Source organism: Corynebacterium propinquum DSM 44285, from assembly GCF_000375525.1.
In the GTDB taxonomy this organism is placed as follows: domain Bacteria; phylum Actinomycetota; class Actinomycetes; order Mycobacteriales; family Mycobacteriaceae; genus Corynebacterium; species Corynebacterium propinquum.
In genome coordinates, this window is record NZ_AQXC01000004.1 from 159,670 (window position 1) to 178,936 (window position 19,267).

Annotated in this window: 16 protein-coding genes; 12 read left to right on the forward strand and 4 right to left on the reverse strand. The window is 58.3% G+C overall.

The window, feature by feature from the left end:
- Positions 1-9 precede the first annotated feature (9 nt).
- A complete protein-coding gene (locus tag B142_RS0105180) occupies positions 10-1,398 on the forward strand; it encodes a class II 3-deoxy-7-phosphoheptulonate synthase (protein ID WP_018120486.1) in 1,389 nt (462 codons plus the stop codon).
- 80 nt (positions 1,399-1,478) lie between these two features.
- Here the strand turns inward: B142_RS0105180 and B142_RS14170 are convergent, their stop codons facing one another.
- Complete coding sequence (locus B142_RS14170) at positions 1,479-2,882, reverse strand: protein kinase domain-containing protein (RefSeq protein ID WP_018120487.1); 1,404 nt, start codon at positions 2,880-2,882, stop codon at positions 1,479-1,481.
- A 163-nt stretch (positions 2,883-3,045) separates the two neighbouring features.
- Here B142_RS14170 and B142_RS0105190 point away from each other — a divergent pair, with 163 nt between their 5' ends.
- A complete protein-coding gene (locus tag B142_RS0105190; RefSeq protein ID WP_018120488.1) occupies positions 3,046-3,429 on the forward strand; it encodes an Rv2175c family DNA-binding protein in 384 nt (127 codons plus the stop codon).
- On the opposite strand, the gene B142_RS0105195 is transcribed toward B142_RS0105190, so the two are convergent.
- From B142_RS0105195 to B142_RS0105205, 3 genes are all read right to left on the reverse strand, one after another.
- Entirely contained in the window at positions 3,398-4,954 is a 1,557-nt protein-coding gene (locus B142_RS0105195) for an alpha-(1->6)-mannopyranosyltransferase A (RefSeq protein ID WP_018120489.1), read from the reverse strand. The genes B142_RS0105190 and B142_RS0105195 overlap by 32 nt on opposite strands.
- Positions 4,954-6,081, reverse strand: coding sequence for a polyprenyl synthetase family protein (locus tag B142_RS0105200; protein WP_018120490.1), 1,128 nt, complete (start codon positions 6,079-6,081; stop codon positions 4,954-4,956). Before B142_RS0105200 ends, B142_RS0105195 begins: the two co-directional genes overlap by 1 nt.
- 103 nt (positions 6,082-6,184) lie before the next feature.
- On the reverse strand, positions 6,185-6,754 hold the full coding sequence (locus B142_RS0105205) for a GNAT family N-acetyltransferase (RefSeq protein WP_018120491.1): 570 nt from the start codon (positions 6,752-6,754) through the stop codon (positions 6,185-6,187).
- Between the two features lie 145 nt (positions 6,755-6,899).
- Between B142_RS0105205 and B142_RS11975 the strand changes: the two genes are divergently transcribed.
- From B142_RS11975 to murD, 10 genes are all read left to right on the forward strand, one after another.
- On the forward strand, positions 6,900-7,424 hold the full coding sequence (locus tag B142_RS11975; RefSeq protein WP_018120492.1) for an SAV_6107 family HEPN domain-containing protein: 525 nt from the start codon (positions 6,900-6,902) through the stop codon (positions 7,422-7,424).
- A 181-nt stretch (positions 7,425-7,605) separates the two neighbouring features.
- Positions 7,606-8,064, forward strand: coding sequence for a DUF3040 domain-containing protein (locus B142_RS0105215; RefSeq protein ID WP_026167861.1), 459 nt, complete (start codon positions 7,606-7,608; stop codon positions 8,062-8,064).
- Between the two features lie 614 nt (positions 8,065-8,678).
- On the forward strand, positions 8,679-9,113 hold the full coding sequence (mraZ, locus tag B142_RS0105220; protein ID WP_018120494.1) for a division/cell wall cluster transcriptional repressor MraZ: 435 nt from the start codon (positions 8,679-8,681) through the stop codon (positions 9,111-9,113).
- Between the two features lie 144 nt (positions 9,114-9,257).
- A complete protein-coding gene (gene rsmH / locus B142_RS0105225; RefSeq protein ID WP_018120495.1) occupies positions 9,258-10,394 on the forward strand; it encodes a 16S rRNA (cytosine(1402)-N(4))-methyltransferase RsmH in 1,137 nt (378 codons plus the stop codon).
- A 2-nt stretch (positions 10,395-10,396) separates the two neighbouring features.
- Complete coding sequence (ftsL, locus tag B142_RS12890; RefSeq protein WP_018120496.1) at positions 10,397-11,299, forward strand: cell division protein FtsL; 903 nt, start codon at positions 10,397-10,399, stop codon at positions 11,297-11,299.
- A gap of 115 nt (positions 11,300-11,414) precedes the next feature.
- Positions 11,415-13,361, forward strand: a complete 1,947-nt coding sequence (locus B142_RS0105235; protein WP_039733860.1) for a peptidoglycan D,D-transpeptidase FtsI family protein — start codon at positions 11,415-11,417, stop codon at positions 13,359-13,361.
- Positions 13,362-13,463: 102 nt separating this feature from the next.
- Complete coding sequence (locus B142_RS0105240) at positions 13,464-15,032, forward strand: UDP-N-acetylmuramoyl-L-alanyl-D-glutamate--2,6-diaminopimelate ligase (RefSeq protein ID WP_018120498.1); 1,569 nt, start codon at positions 13,464-13,466, stop codon at positions 15,030-15,032.
- Positions 15,032-16,573: a UDP-N-acetylmuramoyl-tripeptide--D-alanyl-D-alanine ligase gene (locus B142_RS0105245; protein ID WP_018120499.1), complete on the forward strand. Its 1,542-nt coding sequence runs from the start codon at positions 15,032-15,034 to the stop codon at positions 16,571-16,573. Before B142_RS0105240 ends, B142_RS0105245 begins: the two co-directional genes overlap by 1 nt.
- Positions 16,574-16,646: 73 nt before the next feature.
- Entirely contained in the window at positions 16,647-17,744 is a 1,098-nt protein-coding gene (mraY, locus tag B142_RS0105250; RefSeq protein ID WP_018120500.1) for a phospho-N-acetylmuramoyl-pentapeptide-transferase, read from the forward strand.
- Between the two features lie 63 nt (positions 17,745-17,807).
- Complete coding sequence (gene murD / locus B142_RS0105255; protein WP_018120501.1) at positions 17,808-19,265, forward strand: UDP-N-acetylmuramoyl-L-alanine--D-glutamate ligase; 1,458 nt, start codon at positions 17,808-17,810, stop codon at positions 19,263-19,265.
- The last annotated feature ends 2 nt before the right edge of the window (positions 19,266-19,267 follow it).

A 19,267-nucleotide genomic window follows, 5' to 3' on the forward strand; every position in this document is an offset into this window, starting at 1 on the left:
AATGGAAGTGTGAGTTGGACAGTAGATATCCCCAAAGAAGTACTCCCTGATCTTCCACCGCTGCCGGATGGCATCCGTGAGCGGTTTGAAGATGTAATTGCTCGTCCAGCCGGTCAGCAGCCGTCGTGGGATCGCGCCCAAGCAGATAACGTACGGAAGATTCTGGAATCGGTTCCACCGATTGTGCTGCCACCTGAGGTTTATTCCTTGAAATCGCAGTTGGCCCAGGTTGCTAATGGCGAAGCCTTTTTGCTCCAAGGCGGAGACTGTGCAGAGTCTTTTGAGACCAATACTGAACCGCACATCCGCGGAAACATCAAAACCCTGCTGCAAATGGCAGTGGTCCTGACATATGGTGCGTCCACTCCGGTGGTCAAGCTTGCACGTATTGCTGGCCAGTATGCGAAACCACGTTCTGCTGATCACGACAGTAATGGGTTGCTGAATTACCGCGGCGACATCGTTAATGGTGTGGAGCCGACGGAAGAAGCCCGCCGCCATGATCCCGCCCGCATGATTCGTGCGTATGCTAACTCATCGGCCGCAATGAACTTGGTTCGGTCGTTGACCTCCTCCGGAACTGCTGATTTGCACCGGTTGAATGAGTGGAACCGGAAATTTGTTGCTACATCGTCTGCAGGCGCGCGCTACCAAGCATTGGCGAATGAGATTTCGCGTGGTCTGCGTTTCATGGACGCGTGCGGCGTTAACGACTCTGTCCTGAAAACCGCCGATATTTACTGTTCGCATGAGGCTTTGCTCGTCGATTATGAGCGTGGAATGCTGCGTTTAGGCAAAGACGAAAATGATGAGACCAAACTCTACGATCTCTCGGCGCACCAGGTTTGGATTGGTGAGCGAACCCGTGGTTTGGATGACTTCCACGTTAACTTTTGCGCCTTGATTGCCAACCCGGTCGGTATCAAAATTGGCCCGTCGATCACGCCGGAAGAAGCCGTGGCGTACGCCGACAAACTGGATCCGGATAAGGAACCAGGGCGCCTGACCTTCGTGGCGCGCATGGGACACGACAAAGTCCGCAGCGTTTTACCTGGTGTGATTAAAGCCGTGGAAGAATCAGGCCACAAAGTTGTGTGGCAGTCTGACCCGATGCACGGCAACACGTTCACGTCATCGAATGGTTATAAGACCCGACACTTCGACAAGATCATCGATGAAGTCCAGGGATTTTTCGAGGTACACCGCGCACTGGGTACTCATCCAGGTGGTATCCACATCGAGCTGACTGGCGAAGATGTTACGGAGTGTCTAGGAGGCGCAGAAGATATCACGGATATCGATCTTCCTGGCCGTTACGAGTCTAAAGTGGATCCGCGGTTGAATACTCAGCAGTCTCTTGAGCTGGCCTTCTTGGTTGCGGAGATGCTGCGTAATTAATCCGCGGCACACGGCAGTTACTGCTCACCGGTAGTAGGCAACTCTAGCGGGCGCTGTACCGCTGCGAACACCAATTTCTGCTAGAGCCAGAGCTGCGGCATATAGCCGTAACCGCCTGAACCGAACCACCAGCTGGCAACGGCGACAGCGCCGGTTGCCACGGCCATTCCCAGAACCACCAGCAACAGCTTCACTGTGGAGCGGTTGCTGAGTGGTTTTTCTTTTGGCGCTGGGCTTGCTGCTGCCGGTGGAGCCGGAGGCTGCGGTTTGTCTGCAAAGGGGCCTTCTAGCCGTGTTTCGTTGTGCGCCCGCGGTGGTACTGGCGCAACCGGTGGCGCGGCTGGGCTTACCGGGCCACCGAAACCTGCGGGCATCGCAGCTGGCGGAGTGGGTCTTCCTGGGGTATCGGCGACGGTGCCGTCGGCAAGCGTTTCCCGCGGTTGCGCGTTGTCGCTGGAGGCACTGTCGTTGGGGACGCCGTTTGGGGCTCGGCTAGCGGAGCTGTTTGGGATAATGCCAGCGGGTTTATCCTCGTCGTCGGCGAGAGGCAAGTGTGCCGTTGCTTCCGGCAGGGGAGATTCCGCAAATGGTGTGTGCACTGCGGCTCGGTGTGCCGCCGCGTTTTCGGGTACTGGCACGGCAACATGGGGAAGTTGCAGCTCACTGGCGACGTCGTCAAGCGCATCCAAAAATTCTCGGGCATCCCGGAAACGCTCATCCGGGTTGCGGGTGGTTGCAGAAGCCACCAAGGCGTCGAAGAGCGGTGGCACGCCGTCGATCAAATCTGAGGGGGCTGGCACATCATTGTGCAGCCGGGCGAGTGCGCGCCCCAGGGAAGTCTCACCAACGAATGGCACCTGGCCGGTCAGCAGCTCAAACAGCACGATCCCCGCGGAATAGACGTCGGTCGCGGGCGTGATGCGGCCACCGTCGACCTGCTCCGGCGAAATATACGAGACCGTGCCGACGATCTGATTCGAGGTTTTTTGCGTGTTGTTCATCGCTCGCACCAAGCCGAAATCGGCAAGTTTAATGCCACCATCGGCGTCGATCAGTACGTTGTGTGGCTTGATATCGCGGTGCACTAAGCGTTTCGCGTGGGCGACAGAAAGCCCCTGTAACACGGATCGCAGCATCACGGTGGCGGTGGCGGGATCCAGCGGCCCGGTTTCTGCGAGTAACTCGCCGAGGGTGCCGCCGGTGATCAGCTCGGTGATGAGATAGACGTGTTCGCCGGCGGACGAGAAATCGTATACGCCCAGGATATTGGGGTGGCGCAGTTGTGCCATCGCGCGTGCTTCCCGGGTAAAACGGTCGCGTGAGATGGGGTCATCCAGGTAGTCGCCGTCCATCACTTTCGCGGCTACTGCGCGCCCCAGGCGAAGGTCGAGGCAGCGGTATACCGTGGACATGCCGCCGCGTGCGATTGCTCGATCTATGCGGTAGCGATCTTCCAGCACCTCGCCTTGTTCCAGCCTTGTCATGGTCTCCAGTATGACTGATAACCGGTGCGAAGTGTGTAGCAGGGCAGTGAGTTCCGCGGTCCGACTGGATAAGCGTTGCGGCTTCATACAGGTAGCAGAGTCCAGGTATCTGAGCATTGGTTGCTGAGCACCTGTGGTTGAGCGCTGGTAGTAGAGTAGTGGCGTGTTGGATAACGAAAAACAATTGAGCGAAAAAACGCTAGCTACTTTGCTTGCCGACGAGACGCTGCTGACGCTTCCGGAGGTTGCCGACAAGCTCGGTCTGCGCATCACGCGGGTGCACGACTTGTTGTCGGCCAAGCGCATCATCGCTGTGGAACTTTCGGGCAAGCGCTATGTGCCTGCGGCATTTTTCAATGACAAGGGTGCGATCAGCAAGCACGTTGCTGGCATAATCACTGTGCTCTCTGACGGTGGTTTCAGCAATGATGAGATTTTCGAGCATTTGTTTACCCCGGATGAGACTTTGCCGTCTCGCCCGATCGATGCGCTGCACGGGCATTTGGCGCGCGAAGTTATTCGCCGCGCGCAGGCACTGGCTCTGTAATCGTCTGCATTTTGTCCGGATCGTGCTGCACCGGCGCCGCTGGGTAACTGACCCGCGCACCAAGAGGGAACACCAGCACCGTCAGCGCCCAAGCCACCGCGCCGGTAACCACTACCCACACCAGGTTGTAGAATTGATGGTTGCCGCCAGCGGCGAAACCCAACCCGATAAACACCGAAGCGCCGGTTGCCAGCTTCCACACCCACATCGGTGGGCGCGCGACTCCGACTAGCGAAATCAGTGAGGCGTAATACCAGGGCAATGTCACGGAGTTGGCCACAAAGGCAACCGAGTACGCGGCGACGATGCCTTGGACGGTTGCGCGCTGGGTTTTCCGAAATACCAGCCACGCGATGACGAGCCCAGCCAGCATCAGCAGCGAGCCGACTGTGCGAGTTAATGCGAGCACCTGGTTGTACGTGAGCTCGATATCGGCTAAACCGAGCACCCCGCCGACGAGCACGTCGGTCACCAGGGTCGGCAGGGCCAGTGGGTTAACTACCTTGGAGTTTCCGGTGATTTCAGTCAGCCAGCCCCACGATGACCCAGAAGCAACGGTCACGGCCGCGATCACGAGAACGGTTTCAGCCACGGCAACCACGCCGGTGACCAGTAGGCTGAGTAGCCGCCGCCACAGTGGGTCGTCTAGCGCGGTGTAGTGGCGCACCATCATCCACACCACGAATGGTAGGGCGATGCCCGCGGTAGCCTTGAGTGAGACCGCAACCGCGATCAGTGCGATGCCGAGCAGGAATTTTTTCCGCAGCGCCAGCAATAGCCCTAGGGAGACCAGTCCGACCATCACGGATTCGTTGTGCATGCCACCGATCAGGTGCAGGATCATCACAGGGTTTGCCGCAGCCATCCATAATGCGAGTTCTGCATTGCCACCCACATGGCGGGCGATCCTGGGCACGGCGTAGACAATTCCGGCAAAGCCCAGGATAGAGAGCAATTTATAAACTATAATTCCGGCTGTGACATTGTCGCCGACGATGCTGGTGATTATCTCACCGGTCCACAAATGTAGCGGCCCATACGGGGTGGTGGTGTTGCGCCAATCGTGGGAGACTTCCAGCAAATATGGTCCTGGATTAACCGCCGCACCGTCGTTGTAGGGGTCGAAGCCGTCGCGCAGCATCGCGCCTTGCATCAGATACGAATAGACATCACGGGAGGCCAAGGGACCTGCTAATAACAGTGGGGCCACCCACACCGCAATATGCTTGCCGACGGAGGCGGTAGCCGGCTGTGTCGCCTTAGTGTCTTGCTCACCGCACGACGGCTTGCCGACGATGTGGCGTCCGAGCAATGCCCACGCGAAAACCAGCAAGAAGAGTGCTATCCAGTAGACCACGCTGGCGAGCCCACGCGCGTGGCCGAAGGTAAGAAAGCTCCATCCGAGTTCGTGGAGGATACCGCCCCGGTTGCGCACGGCTCCCGCACCAAATGACGAGGCCGTGAGCAATACGGTCGCTGCTAGCCCGAGCCATAGTGGGCGCGGAATGGGTAGTCGAACAGTCATCAGCTGTGACGCCTCGTGGCTTTGATTGCGAGTGATTCCAAATTGGCGCGCACGTCGTCGCGCAGGCTGACCGCGCGCAGCTGCGCCAAACCGGATTCACGCAGCTGGTCGATGTCGCGCTCGATTTCATCGACGGCACCAGAAGCAGTGATGATTTCCCGCATGCGGTTGATGTCTGCCGGATCGGACGTGGTGCCCAACAGGCGTCGGAGATCAGCTGCGGCGTGTGGGTCACGTTCGTCGGCCCGCGACAACGTCAGTGCGATCAGTTCTGTTCGCTTGCCTTCGCGTAAATCATCCCCAGCAGGTTTGCCGGTCACCTCGGGGTCCCCAAATACACCCAGTAGGTCGTCGCGAAGCTGGAAGGCAATCCCAATATCCCGGCCATAGCCGCGGAAAGCAGTGATGAGTTCCTCGGATCCGCCGCCGATTGCCGCGCCCAAGTGCAAGGGGCGTTCAATCGTGTACGCGGCGGTTTTGAAGCGATTAACATTGGCGGCCAGCGTGCGGGATTCGTCGGCATGAGCTTCGATGGAAATATCAAGCATTTGGCCCCCAATGACTTCTTGCCGCATATGATGCCAAGGTTGCTGCGCGCGAAGTAGTGCCTGTGGGGAAATTCCGGATTCGCGGAACATGTCATCGGCCCAGGCCAGTGCCATATCTCCCAGCAAAATCGCCACTGAGGTACCAAAATGCCCGGCATCACCGAGCAGGCCTTGTGCGTCGTGTGTATCAGCGACCTGCCGGTGCACAGCTGGTTTGCCGCGCCGGGTTTCGGAGGCATCGAGAATATCGTCGTGGATAAGCGCACAGGCCTGGATGAGTTCGAGGGAGGCCGCGGCGCGGATCACAGCATCGTGGTCTTCGCCTGCGCCGGAGCTTGCGGTTAATCCTGTCGCCTGGGCGCCGCAGAAACCCGCCCAGAGATACAGCGGGCGGATGCGTTTTCCGCCGTCCAGCACGAAGCGTTCTAGATAGTCGATCGCCTGTGTTACCGGTGCCCCGATGTGGCTGAGCTCGCGGCGTCGCGAAGCAAAAAAGTCTTCGAGTGCGCCGTGCGCGGCGTCGGGAAGTTGCTCGAGTGCTAAGAATGGCTCGTTCTGATCACGCAATTCGAATGCCACGGAAAAATCCTTGCGGGGTGGTCGGTGCCAGGGCGTCAGCGTCGTTATCTGGTTTGACTTGGCTGAGCTTGGCTGGTTTTCAATGCTTTCAGTACCTGTGAGCCTACTGGTTGGACGTATCGGCTAAGGGGAGTGGGGCAGATAAGATCGCGTAGGCGCGGGGATCACCTGGATAGTGCACGTGGCGGACGATGTCACGAAAGCCGAGTGAGCGGTATAAGCCAAATGCCCGGTTGGATTCGTCTGCGACTTCTGGTGTGGAAAGCAAAAGGTAATCGGCTGGCATATTCCAGGCCAGTCGACTTAAAAGGCGCTTGCCGACGCCATGGCCTTGCATTTGTGGCAGTACGTGCAATTCGGCGAGCTCGGCGTAACTGCTGAGTTGCGGGCGGTATTTGTTGGTGGTTCCAGCCTGTTCTAAAAACGTGCGCAGATGGTTGTCCCACCAGTAACCGCGGTAGCCCAAAAAGCCGTAGGCCACCCCAATGATCGTGTCGCCAACGACCGCAATGATGGCGCTAAACCCGGGGTGGAAGATGTCACGCCGCCAGGCTTTAATCCGGTTGCTTGCGACGTGTGGCGAATACTCCATTGCGGCAAGGTAAATGCTGACTAATTCGGGTGCTAGCAGGGAAAATTCCTGTGGCGATAGGCGGCGGTATTCGATCTTCATGGGGTTGGCGATATTCTTTCGAACAGATTTGCGTATCCGGCAGGGTGGGTGTGAGCGGCCGGGCATAGTCTCAATTTCACACGATGTAGCAGCGACACGATATAGCAACGACGTAGCAGCGAAATATAGAGCGAGGTTGAACACTATGCCACAAGTTATTTCTGCAACCACTAAATTTAACCACACTGCCAGCTTGCGCCGGGGTGGAATGCAGCCACGTACGCGCCGTTCTGGAGCCACTATTTCTCGTGCTGGGGCAGGCAGTGCTCGAGTGGACTCTGCAGCGCTAACCCGGCACCGCAAGCTGGTAGCAAGCGCGGAAATGCTGATGGGTAAGGCGCGTGCCTACCTCCGCGATGGTGATGCTAGCCAGGCACTGGAATTCGCTTACTGGGCTGGCCTCCGTTTGGCTGGTGCGCGGGTTGCAGTTTCTCCGGTGGGGAAACGCCGTCGGAAGCCGACAAGCGCATGGGAGCAGCTAGCGCTGGTTGATGCCGCAGGGAAGCAGTGGGTCCACCGGTTTCAGCCGTATTCCAGGGTGTGCCGGGATATTGGGCTTGGCCTGGGCGCAGAAATCTCGGAGCTGCAGGTGATGTCATTATTGAAATTAGTGGATGAATTTCTCGTTGAGGTTGCTGCGCAGACGCTGGTGGAACGTACTGCGGCTTAATATGGCGCCAACTGTGATGCTCGGCGCGATCTGGTGTGATGAGGTCTCGCAAAAAGTAGAAATTACGGGAACAATAGCGATAGTCTGGGCGTTAACTAGAGAGAAAAGCTAGTGAGAAGTGTCCATGCGCGCCGACGGCAAGCCGTATGGGATGCCTATTGCCCCACCAGGAGGAACCACCGTGTCGCTGTCTGAGCAAGAGCAGCAAGCACTCCGTGAGATTGAGGAGTCGCTGCTTGCTGAGGACCCCAAGTTTGGCTCTTCAGTTTCCGAAGATGATTCGCCCTTCACTGGTTTTGGTGAGGGCGGGGGACTCACACTCCGTGGCGTCGCGCTAGCAGTAGTCGGTCTGGTTGCTGTCATCGGTGGCGCCGCCGCCGCGCAGTTTAGCCTTTGGTATATCGCCATTAGCATCGTCGGGTTTTTGGTGATGTTCGGTGCTGGTGTATGGATGTTGCGTGGTAATGGGAACTCCAACAGTCAGCTTTCCGCGGCTTCGCTGTCGAATTCTTCCTCGGGCTCTTCGCGCGGGAAGTCGAAGGCTGCTAAATCTGTGCGCAATAACAACGCCGCTAATGGTAAGCGCACTTTGGGCGACAAAATGGAGGAGCGCTTCCGCTCTCGCTTTGACGAGAATTAAGCGTTTTCTAGCGTTACGCGGGCTTAACCCCATGGTGATCTGCACGGTTATCGTGGGGTTTTCTCGTGCCTAACTGTTTTCGCTATGTGCTGCGGCCATGCCCCCCCACTTTGCCCCACCACGTGGGTGCTGCACCCATAATCTCCACTTTGCCCCACCATTCCCACTTCGCCCCACGGTGCTGGTCTGCTGGCTGCGTTGCTGGACCGGGCAGCAGTGACTCAGGCCGTAGCCGCAGCTAGAACCCCTGGCAGAGCCCTCAGAGTTAAATCCCTTAGGCTTGTTGTGTTCCGCGTTGCGGCTGCCTAAACCCCGAAACAATGGTGGTGTTTTAGCGGTGGTCCACAGCGCATCTGAGGAATTTTCCCCCACCCAATTTAATGCCAGCTACCTGCATGAATAGGCCCATACTGGCGGTGTTGCGCGTGTTGCCGACGTGTTTGGGGTTGATTGTGGGGCAAAGTGGGGTACAGTGGGCTTAGCCGACACGACCAATCTTGTAAACGCGCAGATATGTCAGACATGGACGCGTGAATCTGTATGCACGAACAAGGAAGTGACGGTCAGAGAAAACCCGTGTACCGGAGGAGTTGAGTGACAGGAGGTTACCGAGAATGTTTCTCGGCACATACACTCCCAAGCTCGACGACAAAGGGCGGCTGACACTACCGGCGAAATTCCGAGACGAACTCGCCGGTGGGCTTATGGTAACGAAGGGGCAGGACCACTCTTTGGCGGTCTATCCCCGGGAAGAGTTCGCTGCTCGCGCACGCAAAGCGGCAACGGTCTCACGTACCAACCCGGAGGCACGCGCGTTCATTCGTAACTTGGCAGCAAGCGCGGATGAACAACGTCCGGACGGCAATGGTCGTATTACCTTGTCAGCGGCGCACCGCGAGTATGCAAACCTGTCCAAGGAATGCGTGGTCGTAGGTTCTGTGGATTTTCTCGAGATCTGGGATAAAGAGTCCTGGGCCGCATACCAAGAACAGACCGAAGCTGCGTATTCCGCAGCCGACGCTGACGAAGTGCTGGCTGGCCTTCTCTAAGGCAGCGCACGGAGTGTGTATAAGGACTCTGTTTGAGGCGGATGCCTCTGGTGTACTTCCCCGACATCAGAAACCTGCCTCGAACAGAGCCCTGTATGCACCCCATCATCACGACGTTTATCGCGCGAGGGGAGGACAGTCGCCATGGCACACCCAACTGATGCAGCTAATTCCGCGGAAGCGAGTTCGGCGCAGCCGGTACAGGACCACGGTCACGTCCCAGTGATGCGTGAGCGGATGGCGGAATTGCTGGCCCCTGCTATCGAAGCTTCGGGTGGCACCGGAATTCTTGTCGACGGCACCTTGGGTGCAGGCGGGCACACGGAATTTTTTCTCGAGCAGTTTCCCCAGTTGCGCGTGATCGGTCTTGACCGTGATGCGAATGCTTTACGCTCGGCCACGCAACGTTTGCAGCCGTACCTGGATCGCGTGTGCGCGGTACAGTGCCGTTTTGATGAATTTGGCGACAAGCTAGCCGCAGTCACAACGGATGCTTCGGAAGCTGCCGCAGCGGATGCGAGTTATGCGGGTAATCCTGAACTTCTTGTCGACGCCGCCCAGCAGGGAATCACTGGGGCGTTGTTTGATCTCGGTGTGTCGTCGATGCAACTAGACCAGCTGGAGCGTGGTTTCGCTTATAAGGCAGATGCGCCGCTGGATATGCGTATGGATGCTTCGGCGCCGACGACTGCGGCGGATATCCTCAATACGTATTCGCATGGTGCTCTCGCACGTATCTTGAAAACGTATGGCGATGAGAAATTTGCTGGCAAGATCGCCTCTGCGGTGCTGCGTGAGCGGGACAAGGAACCGTTTACGACCTCCCAGCGTCTTGTAGAGCTGCTGTATGCCACCATCCCGGCACCGGCACGTCGTAGTGGGGGTCATCCTGCAAAGCGTACGTTTCAAGCGCTGCGCATTGAAGTGAACCAGGAGCTGGCGGCCATCGAAAACGCGCTGCCAATGATTACCGGCTTGCTGCGGGATGGCGGCCGAGCGGTGTTCATGAGTTATCAGTCCTTGGAAGACCGCCTAGTCAAATCGCATTTCCGTGATATTTCGCAGTCGAAAACCCCAGCAGGGCTACCAATGGACTTACCGGGCACAGCCGCGAAGTTCCGTGTGGTTACTCGCGGGGCGGAACAAGCTAGCCAGCAAGAAATCGAGGATAATCCACGCGCAGCGTCGGTGCGGGTGCGCGCTGTCGAAAAATTGCCGGAGCACAACCCACAGCAAGATCAACAAGCCGCATCCGCGGTGGACTCGGAAGGTCGTGTCTAGAGATGTATACCAATACTGATGAACGCCAGCGCAGCGCCGCGGATCGTTCCTCTAGCAATGGCACGGCGACGCTGCCGCGCCGGGCAGAATATACCCGAGCCAACCGGCAGGCTGGTGTCCGTGCTCGCAGCGGCCAGGCAGCTGCTGGGGCAGTCGGTTATGCTGAGCCGTCACGCCCATCGCGCAGCGGTGGACGGCAGAATTCGCCGCAACCTGGCAAGGGCCCGCACCGGTTGGGTTCGCAACAGGTTGTTAGCGTACGCGGCCGTAGGGTAAATCCGGTCAAGCGCGTGACGACGCGCGCCCGCTTGTCTATTGTCGCTATCGCCATGATGGTCGGTGGCATCGTTTTCGCGATTTGGCTGTCAGGTATTGCTACGCAGCAGACTTTCCGTGTGCAGGTGTTGACCGCGGAAGAAAGCCAGCTGAACAACGAACTAGAAACGCTGCATCGTGATCTGGAAAACGTGCGTTCCGCGGCAGAGATCGCAGGGCATGCGGTTGACGAGGGGCTGGAGATTCCGGAGTCGCCGGGTATCCTGCGTCGGGAAGAAAATGGCGACATTGTGGAAGATCGCCCGGCTTCGGCAGACACTCGTCCTATTATTGATGTCAACGGTGAGCCTGTTCGTCCGGGGCAAGCTTCGAGTGATCCAGACGGCATTGGTGAGTTGCGTGAGCGACTGGAGTCAATTCCGGAAGGCCGTCGTGGCATTCCGTACCCGCAAGCTGGTGCCCCGCAAGCCCCAGAAGGAGCTGCCGCGGAAGTGGAAGGCAACCAGCAACCAGCCCCGAACGAATCGGGTGCTGGCGACCCAGATGCGGCTCGCTCAGGTGGAGAAAACCCAGAAAACCACGACAATCAAGCTCCATTACAGGCGCCGTACCAGCCCAATTTCCGCTAATTAGGAAGGTGACATTTCCGCCGTGACATCTTCTGCGCAGCGTGGCCCTCATAGTCCGAATGGTTCGGCACGCCCAGGTTCTTCGCGCACGCCGCAACCAGCGCAGCGCATGCTGATGCATAAGCGCTTGCGGTTGATCGCGGCATTATTACTTGTTTTTGCTGTGGTATTGGCTGGGCGCCTTGCCTGGGTGCAGGTGGTCTGGGGGCCAGATTTATCGGCGCGCGCTGAAGACCAGCGTGCAAGGATTTATGTTGACCCGGCTCGACGCGGCGCAGTGCTGGATCGGGAAGGCAAGCAGATTGCCTACACCATGCAGGCGCGCTCGCTGACTGTTTCGCCAACCACGCTGCGCAAAGAACTACGGGAGCAGGCGCAATTAGAATCTGATGAGCGTCTTGACGACAAGCAAAAGGATGAGTACGTCCGCACAACGCTGCGCGAAATGTCTCGAGAGATTCCGAAGATTATCGAAGAAGCCTCCGATGATGAGCAGGATCTCAAGTCGAAAGACCTGCTGGATAAGCTCAACGCGGACACTCAGTATGAGGTGCTCGTGCGCAATGTGGACCCGGATGTTGCCGCCGAAATTTCCGAGCGATTCCATGGTGTAGCAGCAGATCACCAGGATATTCGGCAATATCCTAACGGCGCGATCGGCGAAAACGTTGTTGGGCGGGTCTCGATGGATGGCACCGGCCAGTTTGGTTTGGAGGCCTCACGTGATTCGAAGCTGTCCGGCATTAACGGCCGATCGACAGAAGATGTCTCCACCAATGGACAGGTCATTCCCGGTACCTTGCGTGACGAGACCCCAGCTGTCGACGGCAAAGATATTGAGTTGACGCTGGATTTGGATCTGCAAACGTATGTGCAGCAGCAGTTGGAGCAGGCCAAGCGTAATTCTTTGGCGGAATCAGCCGAAGCTGTCGTGCTTGATGCCACAACGGGTGAAGTATTGGCGATGGCGAATACCGATACCATTGATCCGAATGGTGATATCGGAAAGCAATTAGAAGAAGGCAAGCACTTCGATAACCGATCGATTTCTTTCCCTTATGAGCCCGGGTCCGTCGCAAAGATCATTACGGCAGCTGCTGCGATTGAAGAGGGGTTGACCACCCCAGATGAGGTACACACGGTACCGGGCAGCATCCAGGTCGCGGATGTCACGGTCAATGACGCTTGGCCGCATGGTCCGTTGCCGTATACGACGGCCGGTATTTTCGGTAAATCGTCCAACGTCGGCACGCTGCAGCTTGCAGAAAGGCTCGGCCAGGATAAGTTCGACGAATACCTGAATAAGTTCGGGATCGGTGAAACCACGGGCATCGAGTTGCCTAATGAGTCCTCAGGGCTGCGGCCACCGCGCTCACAATGGTCGGGTTCGACGTTTGCGAACCTTCCGATCGGGCAAGGCATGTCGTGGACCACGTTGCAGATGGCATCGGTTTTCCAAACGCTGGCTAATGGTGGTGAACGGGTTGAACCGCGCATCATCAAATCCGACCGCGACGACAAGAACGCCAACGATAAGGACAATAGCGACGATGCCGCTGGTAGCGCAGGAACTGCGGCCGACGGCAACGACGGAAATGACGGCAACGGTGCGAACGACAAAAAGACTGACGCTTCGACCAGCGACGATAAACCAGAAAAGACGCGCGTAGTCAGCAAAGAAACCGCAGAGGCCGTGGTTGATATGTTCCGCGCTACGGTGCAGGCAGATCCAGCGGGCGTCAACAACGGCACCGCGCCGGACGCCAATATTGAGGGCTATAACATCAGCGCCAAGACGGGAACCGCGCAGAAGGTCGACCCGAACACCGGGGCTTATTCCAATTCCGCTTATTGGATCACCTTCGCAGGCATCGCGCCCGTGGACGATCCACGTTTCGTCGTTGCGATCATGTTGGATGAGCCAGAACGCGGCGTCCTCGATGGTGGGGGCGGCGGAGCTAGTGCCGGACCGCTGTTCCACCAGATCGCCTCGTGGTTGCTGGATCGGGACAACGTTCCGCCGTCGCCAGCTGCACCAGATTTGACGCTGCAAGCACCGTAAAGTGGTGGCTGAACCGATAAAGCAGCGATTGACGTAAAACCGTAGAATCCACCGGCCCAGCATTCGATACCGGCCTAGTTTTCGAAAAGGAGCACGCCCCCGATGAGTACATCTTTGGACGCACTGCTAGAAAAGTTCGGCGGAAAGCTTGCCGGTGATACCAGCACCGCGCACACCATCACCGGGATCAGTCTGGACTCGAAAGCTGTGAAATCCGGTGAGCTGTTTGCAGCCTTGCCGGGCAACCGGGTCCACGGTGCGGAATTTGCGGAACGCACTGCAGCTGCAGCAATTCTCACGGATGCTGCCGGTGCTGGGATATTGGTGAACCGGGGTGAGGATCGTCCGGTCTGGGTCGTGGACGACCTACGTGGTGTGCTGGGCTTTATTGCCGCCGAGATTTATGGGCACCCATCGCAGAAGATGCAGGTCATCGGCATTACCGGGACTTCCGGGAAAACCACGACGAGCTATATTCTGGAATCCGGATTGCGCGCTACCGGCGCGAAGGTCGGCATCATCGGCACTACGGGTACGCGTATCAATGGCGTCAAGGTTCCTACCAGCCTGACTACTCCGGAAGCACCGAAACTGCAGGAGCTTTTCGCGATGATGGTGGCCCAGGGTGTTACCCACGTCGTTATGGAAGTCTCTTCGCACGCGCTCGAGTTGGGGCGAGTAAATGGCACCCAGTTCGCGGTTGCCGGGTTTAGTAATTTATCGCAGGATCACCTGGATTTTCACCCGACGATGCAGGATTATTTCCAGGCCAAGGCCCGGTTGTTCCGCGGAGAGTTGGCAACGCACAAAGCTGCGATCGTGGTTGATGAGCAGTGGGGGCGCGATATGGCCGTTATTGCCGACGACAATGTTCAGGAATGCTGGCGTGTGCAGACGAATCTCAGCAGCGGGGATTCAGCCGATGCAGTGCACCCGAATGCCGAGGTTATCGTGGACTCAGCGGAACTGGCAGCCAGCGGTAACCAACAAGTGCAGCTGCGAATCGCTGGTGAAAAAATAGCATTTAATCTGCCGCTTCCGGGACGCTTCAACGTGGCTAATGCCGCGTTGGCGTGCGCGATGGCCCGGCTTGCCGACGCCGACATCGCTGCGTTTGTGCGCGGGGTGGAAACCGTCGCGGTTCCGGGGCGGATGGAATCGCTGGCCGAAGGCCAGGATTTTGTCGCGGTAGTCGATTATGCGCATAAACCGGGCGCGTTGGAAGCTGTGTTGGCGACGTTGCGTGGGCAGGTCAGTGGCCGCGTGGGCGTTGTGGTCGGCTGCGGTGGTGATCGTGATTCCTCGAAACGCCCGATCATGGGGCGTATTGCTGCGCAGCACGCCGATTATGTTGTGGTCACGGATGATAATCCGCGTACCGAAGATCCCGCACCGATCCGCGCGGCCGTTATGCAGGGCGCACGTGAAGCGCTGCACGCAGCTGGCAGGACGGGTGTGGCTGTGGGTTCGGCAGACGAAGCTGTGCACCTAGTAGAAGAAGGCGATCGAGCCAAAGCTATTCAGCTTGTGGTCGATTGGGCACGGGCTGGCGATGCCATCGTCGTGGCGGGCAAAGGCCACGAGACTGGCCAAATCGTGGGTGATACCGTGCACGAATTTGACGATCGCACTGTGCTTGCCCAGGCTCTGGCCGGAAAAGAGGCGAAATAATGATTCCGTTTACCATCGCACAGATTGCCGATATTGTTGGCGGGCGGCTCGATAACGTTCCTGATCCGGATGTGCGGGTCACTGGTTCGGTGGAATTCGACTCCCGCAAAGTTAGCCCAGGTGGGTTGTTTTTGGCTTTGCCGGGCGCCAAGGTTGACGGTCACGATTTCGCGCACAAAGCCCACGAGGCTGGGGCTGTGGTGACGTTGGCGGCCCGCCCGGTGGGCACTCCGGCGATCATCGTGCCCATGCTGCCGCAGATGCACGAAACTGAGTCGCACGAAACAGATTCGCAAGTTACTGAGTCACACGATGCGGCCGGTTCACAGGCCTATGTCTTCGCCCATGATGAGGACGGCTCGGTACGTGCGTTGTTGGCCGCTCTTGCCGCGCTTGCTCGCGCAGTGGTGACCGAATTGACCGAGCATGGTGCACTCACGGTGGTGGGGGTGACTGGTTCTGCCGGAAAGACGTCCACGAAAGACATGCTTGCGGCGATCTTGTCGACGGCTGGCCCGACGATCGCCCCGCCGGGTTCTTTTAACAACGAGATTGGCCACCCGTATACCGCGCTGCGCTGTACGGCGGATACAGAATTTCTCGTCGCCGAACTATCCGCACGCGGTATTGGGCATATCGCCCAGCTGGCAGAGATCGCTCCGCCGCGCATCGGTGCCGTGCTTAACGTGGGCAGCGCGCATTTGGGAGAGTTTGGTTCCAAGGACACGATTGCGCAAGCTAAAGGCGAGTTGATTGAAGCGGTGCCGACAGCGAGCGCGGGCGGTATCGCGGTGCTGAATGCCGACGATCCGGTGGTCGCGGGCATGGCGCCGAGAACCCCGGGCAAGGTGGTGACTTTTTCTGCCGAAGGCGTAACCACCGCGGATTACTATGCCAGTGAGGTCACGCTCGACGAGCTTGCACGCCCGTTTTTTGACTTGCACACTCCGGATGGACAGTCTGTTCCGGTGCGTCTACAAGTTATGGGTGCCCACCAAATCAGCAACGCGCTCGCGGCTGCAGCAGTCGCGGCAGAAGCAGGTGTTTCGCTGGAAAACATCGCCGTCGCGCTGGGGGATTACACTGCGGTATCGGCGCACCGAATGGATGTGCGCCAGCGTGCCGATAACGTCACCGTCATCAACGATGCGTACAACGCGAATCCAGAATCGATGCGGGCAGGGCTTGCGGCGCTGGCATCTGCCGCGCCTGCGCCGGTGCAGGCGATTGCGGTGCTCGGCGAAATGAGCGAGTTGGGTTCTGATGCAGCTGCTGTGCACCAGGAATTAGGCGCGCAATTAGATCAGTTTGGCGTCGACACGCTGGTAGCCGTCGGCAAGACCGAAAACATCAACGCGTTGGTAGCCGGTGCACGGCAAGCTGGGATTAGCACCCGCCATGTTGCAGATGTGAATGGTGCGACGCGTACAGTGGAAGAGATCCTTCGTCCGGCACAGCAGCGCGCAGTGGTTTTGGTGAAAGCCTCACACGCGTGGAGCCTGTGGCGGGTTGCCGAGCAGCTGCTAGGCACACCAGCCTAACTGCATAAACCAGGCTTCGATCAGAAGCAGCGTAGACAAGAAGCATTGAGCAAAGCATAAGGAACAGTAACCAGTGACTCAGATTATTCTCTCCGGCGTTATCAGCTTCCTGGTCGCGATTTTCACGACTCCGGTGCTGATCCGGTACTTCACTAACGTGGGCCGGGGCCAAGAGATCCGCGAAGACGGTCCCCGTTCGCACATGCGTAAGCGCGGCACCCCAACCATGGGCGGAATCGCGATCGTGCTGGGCATTACGGTGGCTTACGTCCTGGTCAATATCTTTGGCTTGCTGACGAACGCGGGATCATTTACCGCCTCGGGTTTGTTGGTGCTCGGCCTGGTTCTCGGGTTGGCAGCGCTGGGCTTTGCCGATGATTCAATCAAACTCTTTAAGTCCCGCAACCTGGGGCTGAATAAGACAGGGAAACTCGTTGGCCAGTTGGTGTTGGCCATCGCTTTCGCGATTTTGGTGCTGCAGTTTCCTAATGATCAAGGGCTCACGCCGGGATCGACGAACTTGTCGTTTATCCGTGATATCGACACCTTTGATATCGCTGCTGGTGGCGTGATTATCGGCACCATCATCTTCGTTATCTTCATGTATATTTTGATCTCCGCATGGTCGAACGCCGTCAACTTCACCGACGGGCTCGATGGTTTAGCCGCTGGATCCACCGCACTGGTTATGGGTGGCTACACGCTAATTACCTTCTGGCAGTTCCGAAATTCGTGTTCCCATGCCGTCGATGCTGCGTGTTATCAGGTGCGGGACCCGCTGGATATCGCCATTTTGGCTTCTGCAGGTCTCGGCGCCAGCTTGGGCTTTTTGTGGTGGAATGCTGCACCAGCGAAAATTTTCATGGGCGATACTGGGTCGTTGGCACTCGGTGGTCTTGTCGCTGGTATTTCCGTGACGACGCGCACTGAGCTGCTGATGATCGTTATCGGTTCCATCTTCGTCATCGAGGCGGCTTCGGTGGTTATTCAGATTGCTGTCTACCGCACCAGCGGCAAGCGCTTTTTCCGGATGGCGCCGATCCACCATCACTTCGAAAATGGTGGTTGGGCCGAAACCGCGGTGGTCATCCGCTTCTGGTTGCTCTCTGCTATGGCAGTGATCTTCGGTACGTCGCTGTTTTATGGCGAATGGCTGCTACTCACCGGATAATGCTCACCGGATAATGCTGACCTGCTCATTCTGCCCGGATAATACTGATAGGTGGTAACGCTTGTGGATATTAAACTCGACCGCGTGCTCGTAGCTGGCGCCGGTGTGTCCGGGGCAGGGTGTGCGAAAGCCTTGGTGGATCTCGGCGTGGACGTGATCATTGCCGATAACAACCTGGCGGCGGCAACGCAGCTTGCCGACGAATTGGCGGGTCGGCCTACCCACGCCGGTACCGAAGAAGCCCGGGAGAATTCGACACCCCGGGTGACTGCCGTGGCGGCCAGCGAGGTCGATTTTGCATCCGGTGCCGAGTTTGCTGCGCTCGACCTCGTGGTCACCAGCCCCGGCTGGCCACCGCATGCGCCGTTACTCGTTGCTGCGCAGAATACAGGATTGGAAGTCATTGGTGATGTCGAACTGGGCTATCGCCTGGATCGCGCCGGAGTATATGGCCCGAAACGCGATTGGCTGGTTATCACCGGAACCAACGGCAAAACCACCACGACGGGCATGCTGGCATCCATCTTGGATGCGCATGGGGAACGCGTCGGCAAGCGGTCCTTGGCCACAGGCAATATCGGCGCTTCGGTGTTTGCAGCGCTGGCGGCTACACCACGGGTGGATATTCTGGTGTTGGAGGCGTCGAGTTTCCAGCTGCACTGGGCGCCGAGCCTCACCCCGGATGTCGGGGTGCTGCTGAATATTGCCGACGATCATATTGATTGGCACGGTAGCTTCGCTGCTTATGCCGCGGATAAAGCCGCGGTCTTGCGTGCGCCGAAGCGTGTGGTGGGTATTGACGATGCCGAAGCCAAGCTGGTTGTCAGCGAGCAGGGCCTGAGTTCGCGGGAGTTTACGCAATATGCTCCGCGGCCCGGGCAGGTCGGTGTGGTCAATGGCGCCCTGGTTGTGGCCGGCGATGCAGACCTCGAAACCAGAGAACTCGCGCGCACCGAGGGATTACAACCACCGGGCGCGGCTGGGATATTGGATGCTGGGGCAGCAGCAGCCGCTGCTTATGACTACGGCGTGCACCCTAGCGATATTGCAGCAGGGCTGGCACGCTACCGCGTCGCGGCGCACCGCGGGGCAGTGGTCGCGAGCATCGATGGCGTGGACTATATCGACAATTCTAAGGCCACCAATCCGCATGCCGCGCAGGCGGCCATGGCGGGGCTTGCTTCCATAGTCTGGGTGGCAGGCGGCCAGCTGAAAGGCGCAAGCGTTGCGGAGCTGGTGCGTGCGGAAGCACACCGCATCAAAGCCGCGGTGCTGGTCGGCGTCGACAAGCATCGTATTGCCGAAACACTGCGGGAGCAGGCACCGGAGATCCCGGTAGAAATTATCGATTCTGTAGAACCGCGCGAATGCATGCAGCGTGCGGTTGCTGCAGCGCACAGGTTGGCAAGCGCAGGCGATACGGTGTTGTTGGCGCCGGCGGCGGCGTCTCTCGATATGTTTTCTGGCATGGCCCAGCGTGGCGATCTGTTCGCTAGGGCCACATCCGACTACTCTGGTTAACC

Bases quoted from the DNA above. Each gene is read 5' to 3' on its own strand.
- B142_RS14170 (WP_018120487.1), bottom strand. From the start codon at position 2,882: ATGACAAGGCTGGAACAAGGCGAGGTGCTGGAAGATCGCTACCGCATA.
- rsmH (WP_018120495.1), top strand. From the start codon at position 9,258: ATGGCACACCCAACTGATGCAGCTAATTCCGCGGAAGCGAGTTCGGCG.
- B142_RS0105195 (WP_018120489.1), bottom strand. From the start codon at position 4,954: ATGACTGTTCGACTACCCATTCCGCGCCCACTATGGCTCGGGCTAGCA.
- B142_RS0105245 (WP_018120499.1), top strand. From the start codon at position 15,032: ATGATTCCGTTTACCATCGCACAGATTGCCGATATTGTTGGCGGGCGG.
- ftsL (WP_018120496.1), top strand. From the start codon at position 10,397: ATGTATACCAATACTGATGAACGCCAGCGCAGCGCCGCGGATCGTTCC.
- B142_RS0105240 (WP_018120498.1), top strand. From the start codon at position 13,464: ATGAGTACATCTTTGGACGCACTGCTAGAAAAGTTCGGCGGAAAGCTT.
- B142_RS0105235 (WP_039733860.1), top strand. From the start codon at position 11,415: ATGCATAAGCGCTTGCGGTTGATCGCGGCATTATTACTTGTTTTTGCT.
- B142_RS0105205 (WP_018120491.1), bottom strand. From the start codon at position 6,754: ATGAAGATCGAATACCGCCGCCTATCGCCACAGGAATTTTCCCTGCTA.
- mraZ (WP_018120494.1), top strand. From the start codon at position 8,679: ATGTTTCTCGGCACATACACTCCCAAGCTCGACGACAAAGGGCGGCTG.
- B142_RS11975 (WP_018120492.1), top strand. From the start codon at position 6,900: ATGCCACAAGTTATTTCTGCAACCACTAAATTTAACCACACTGCCAGC.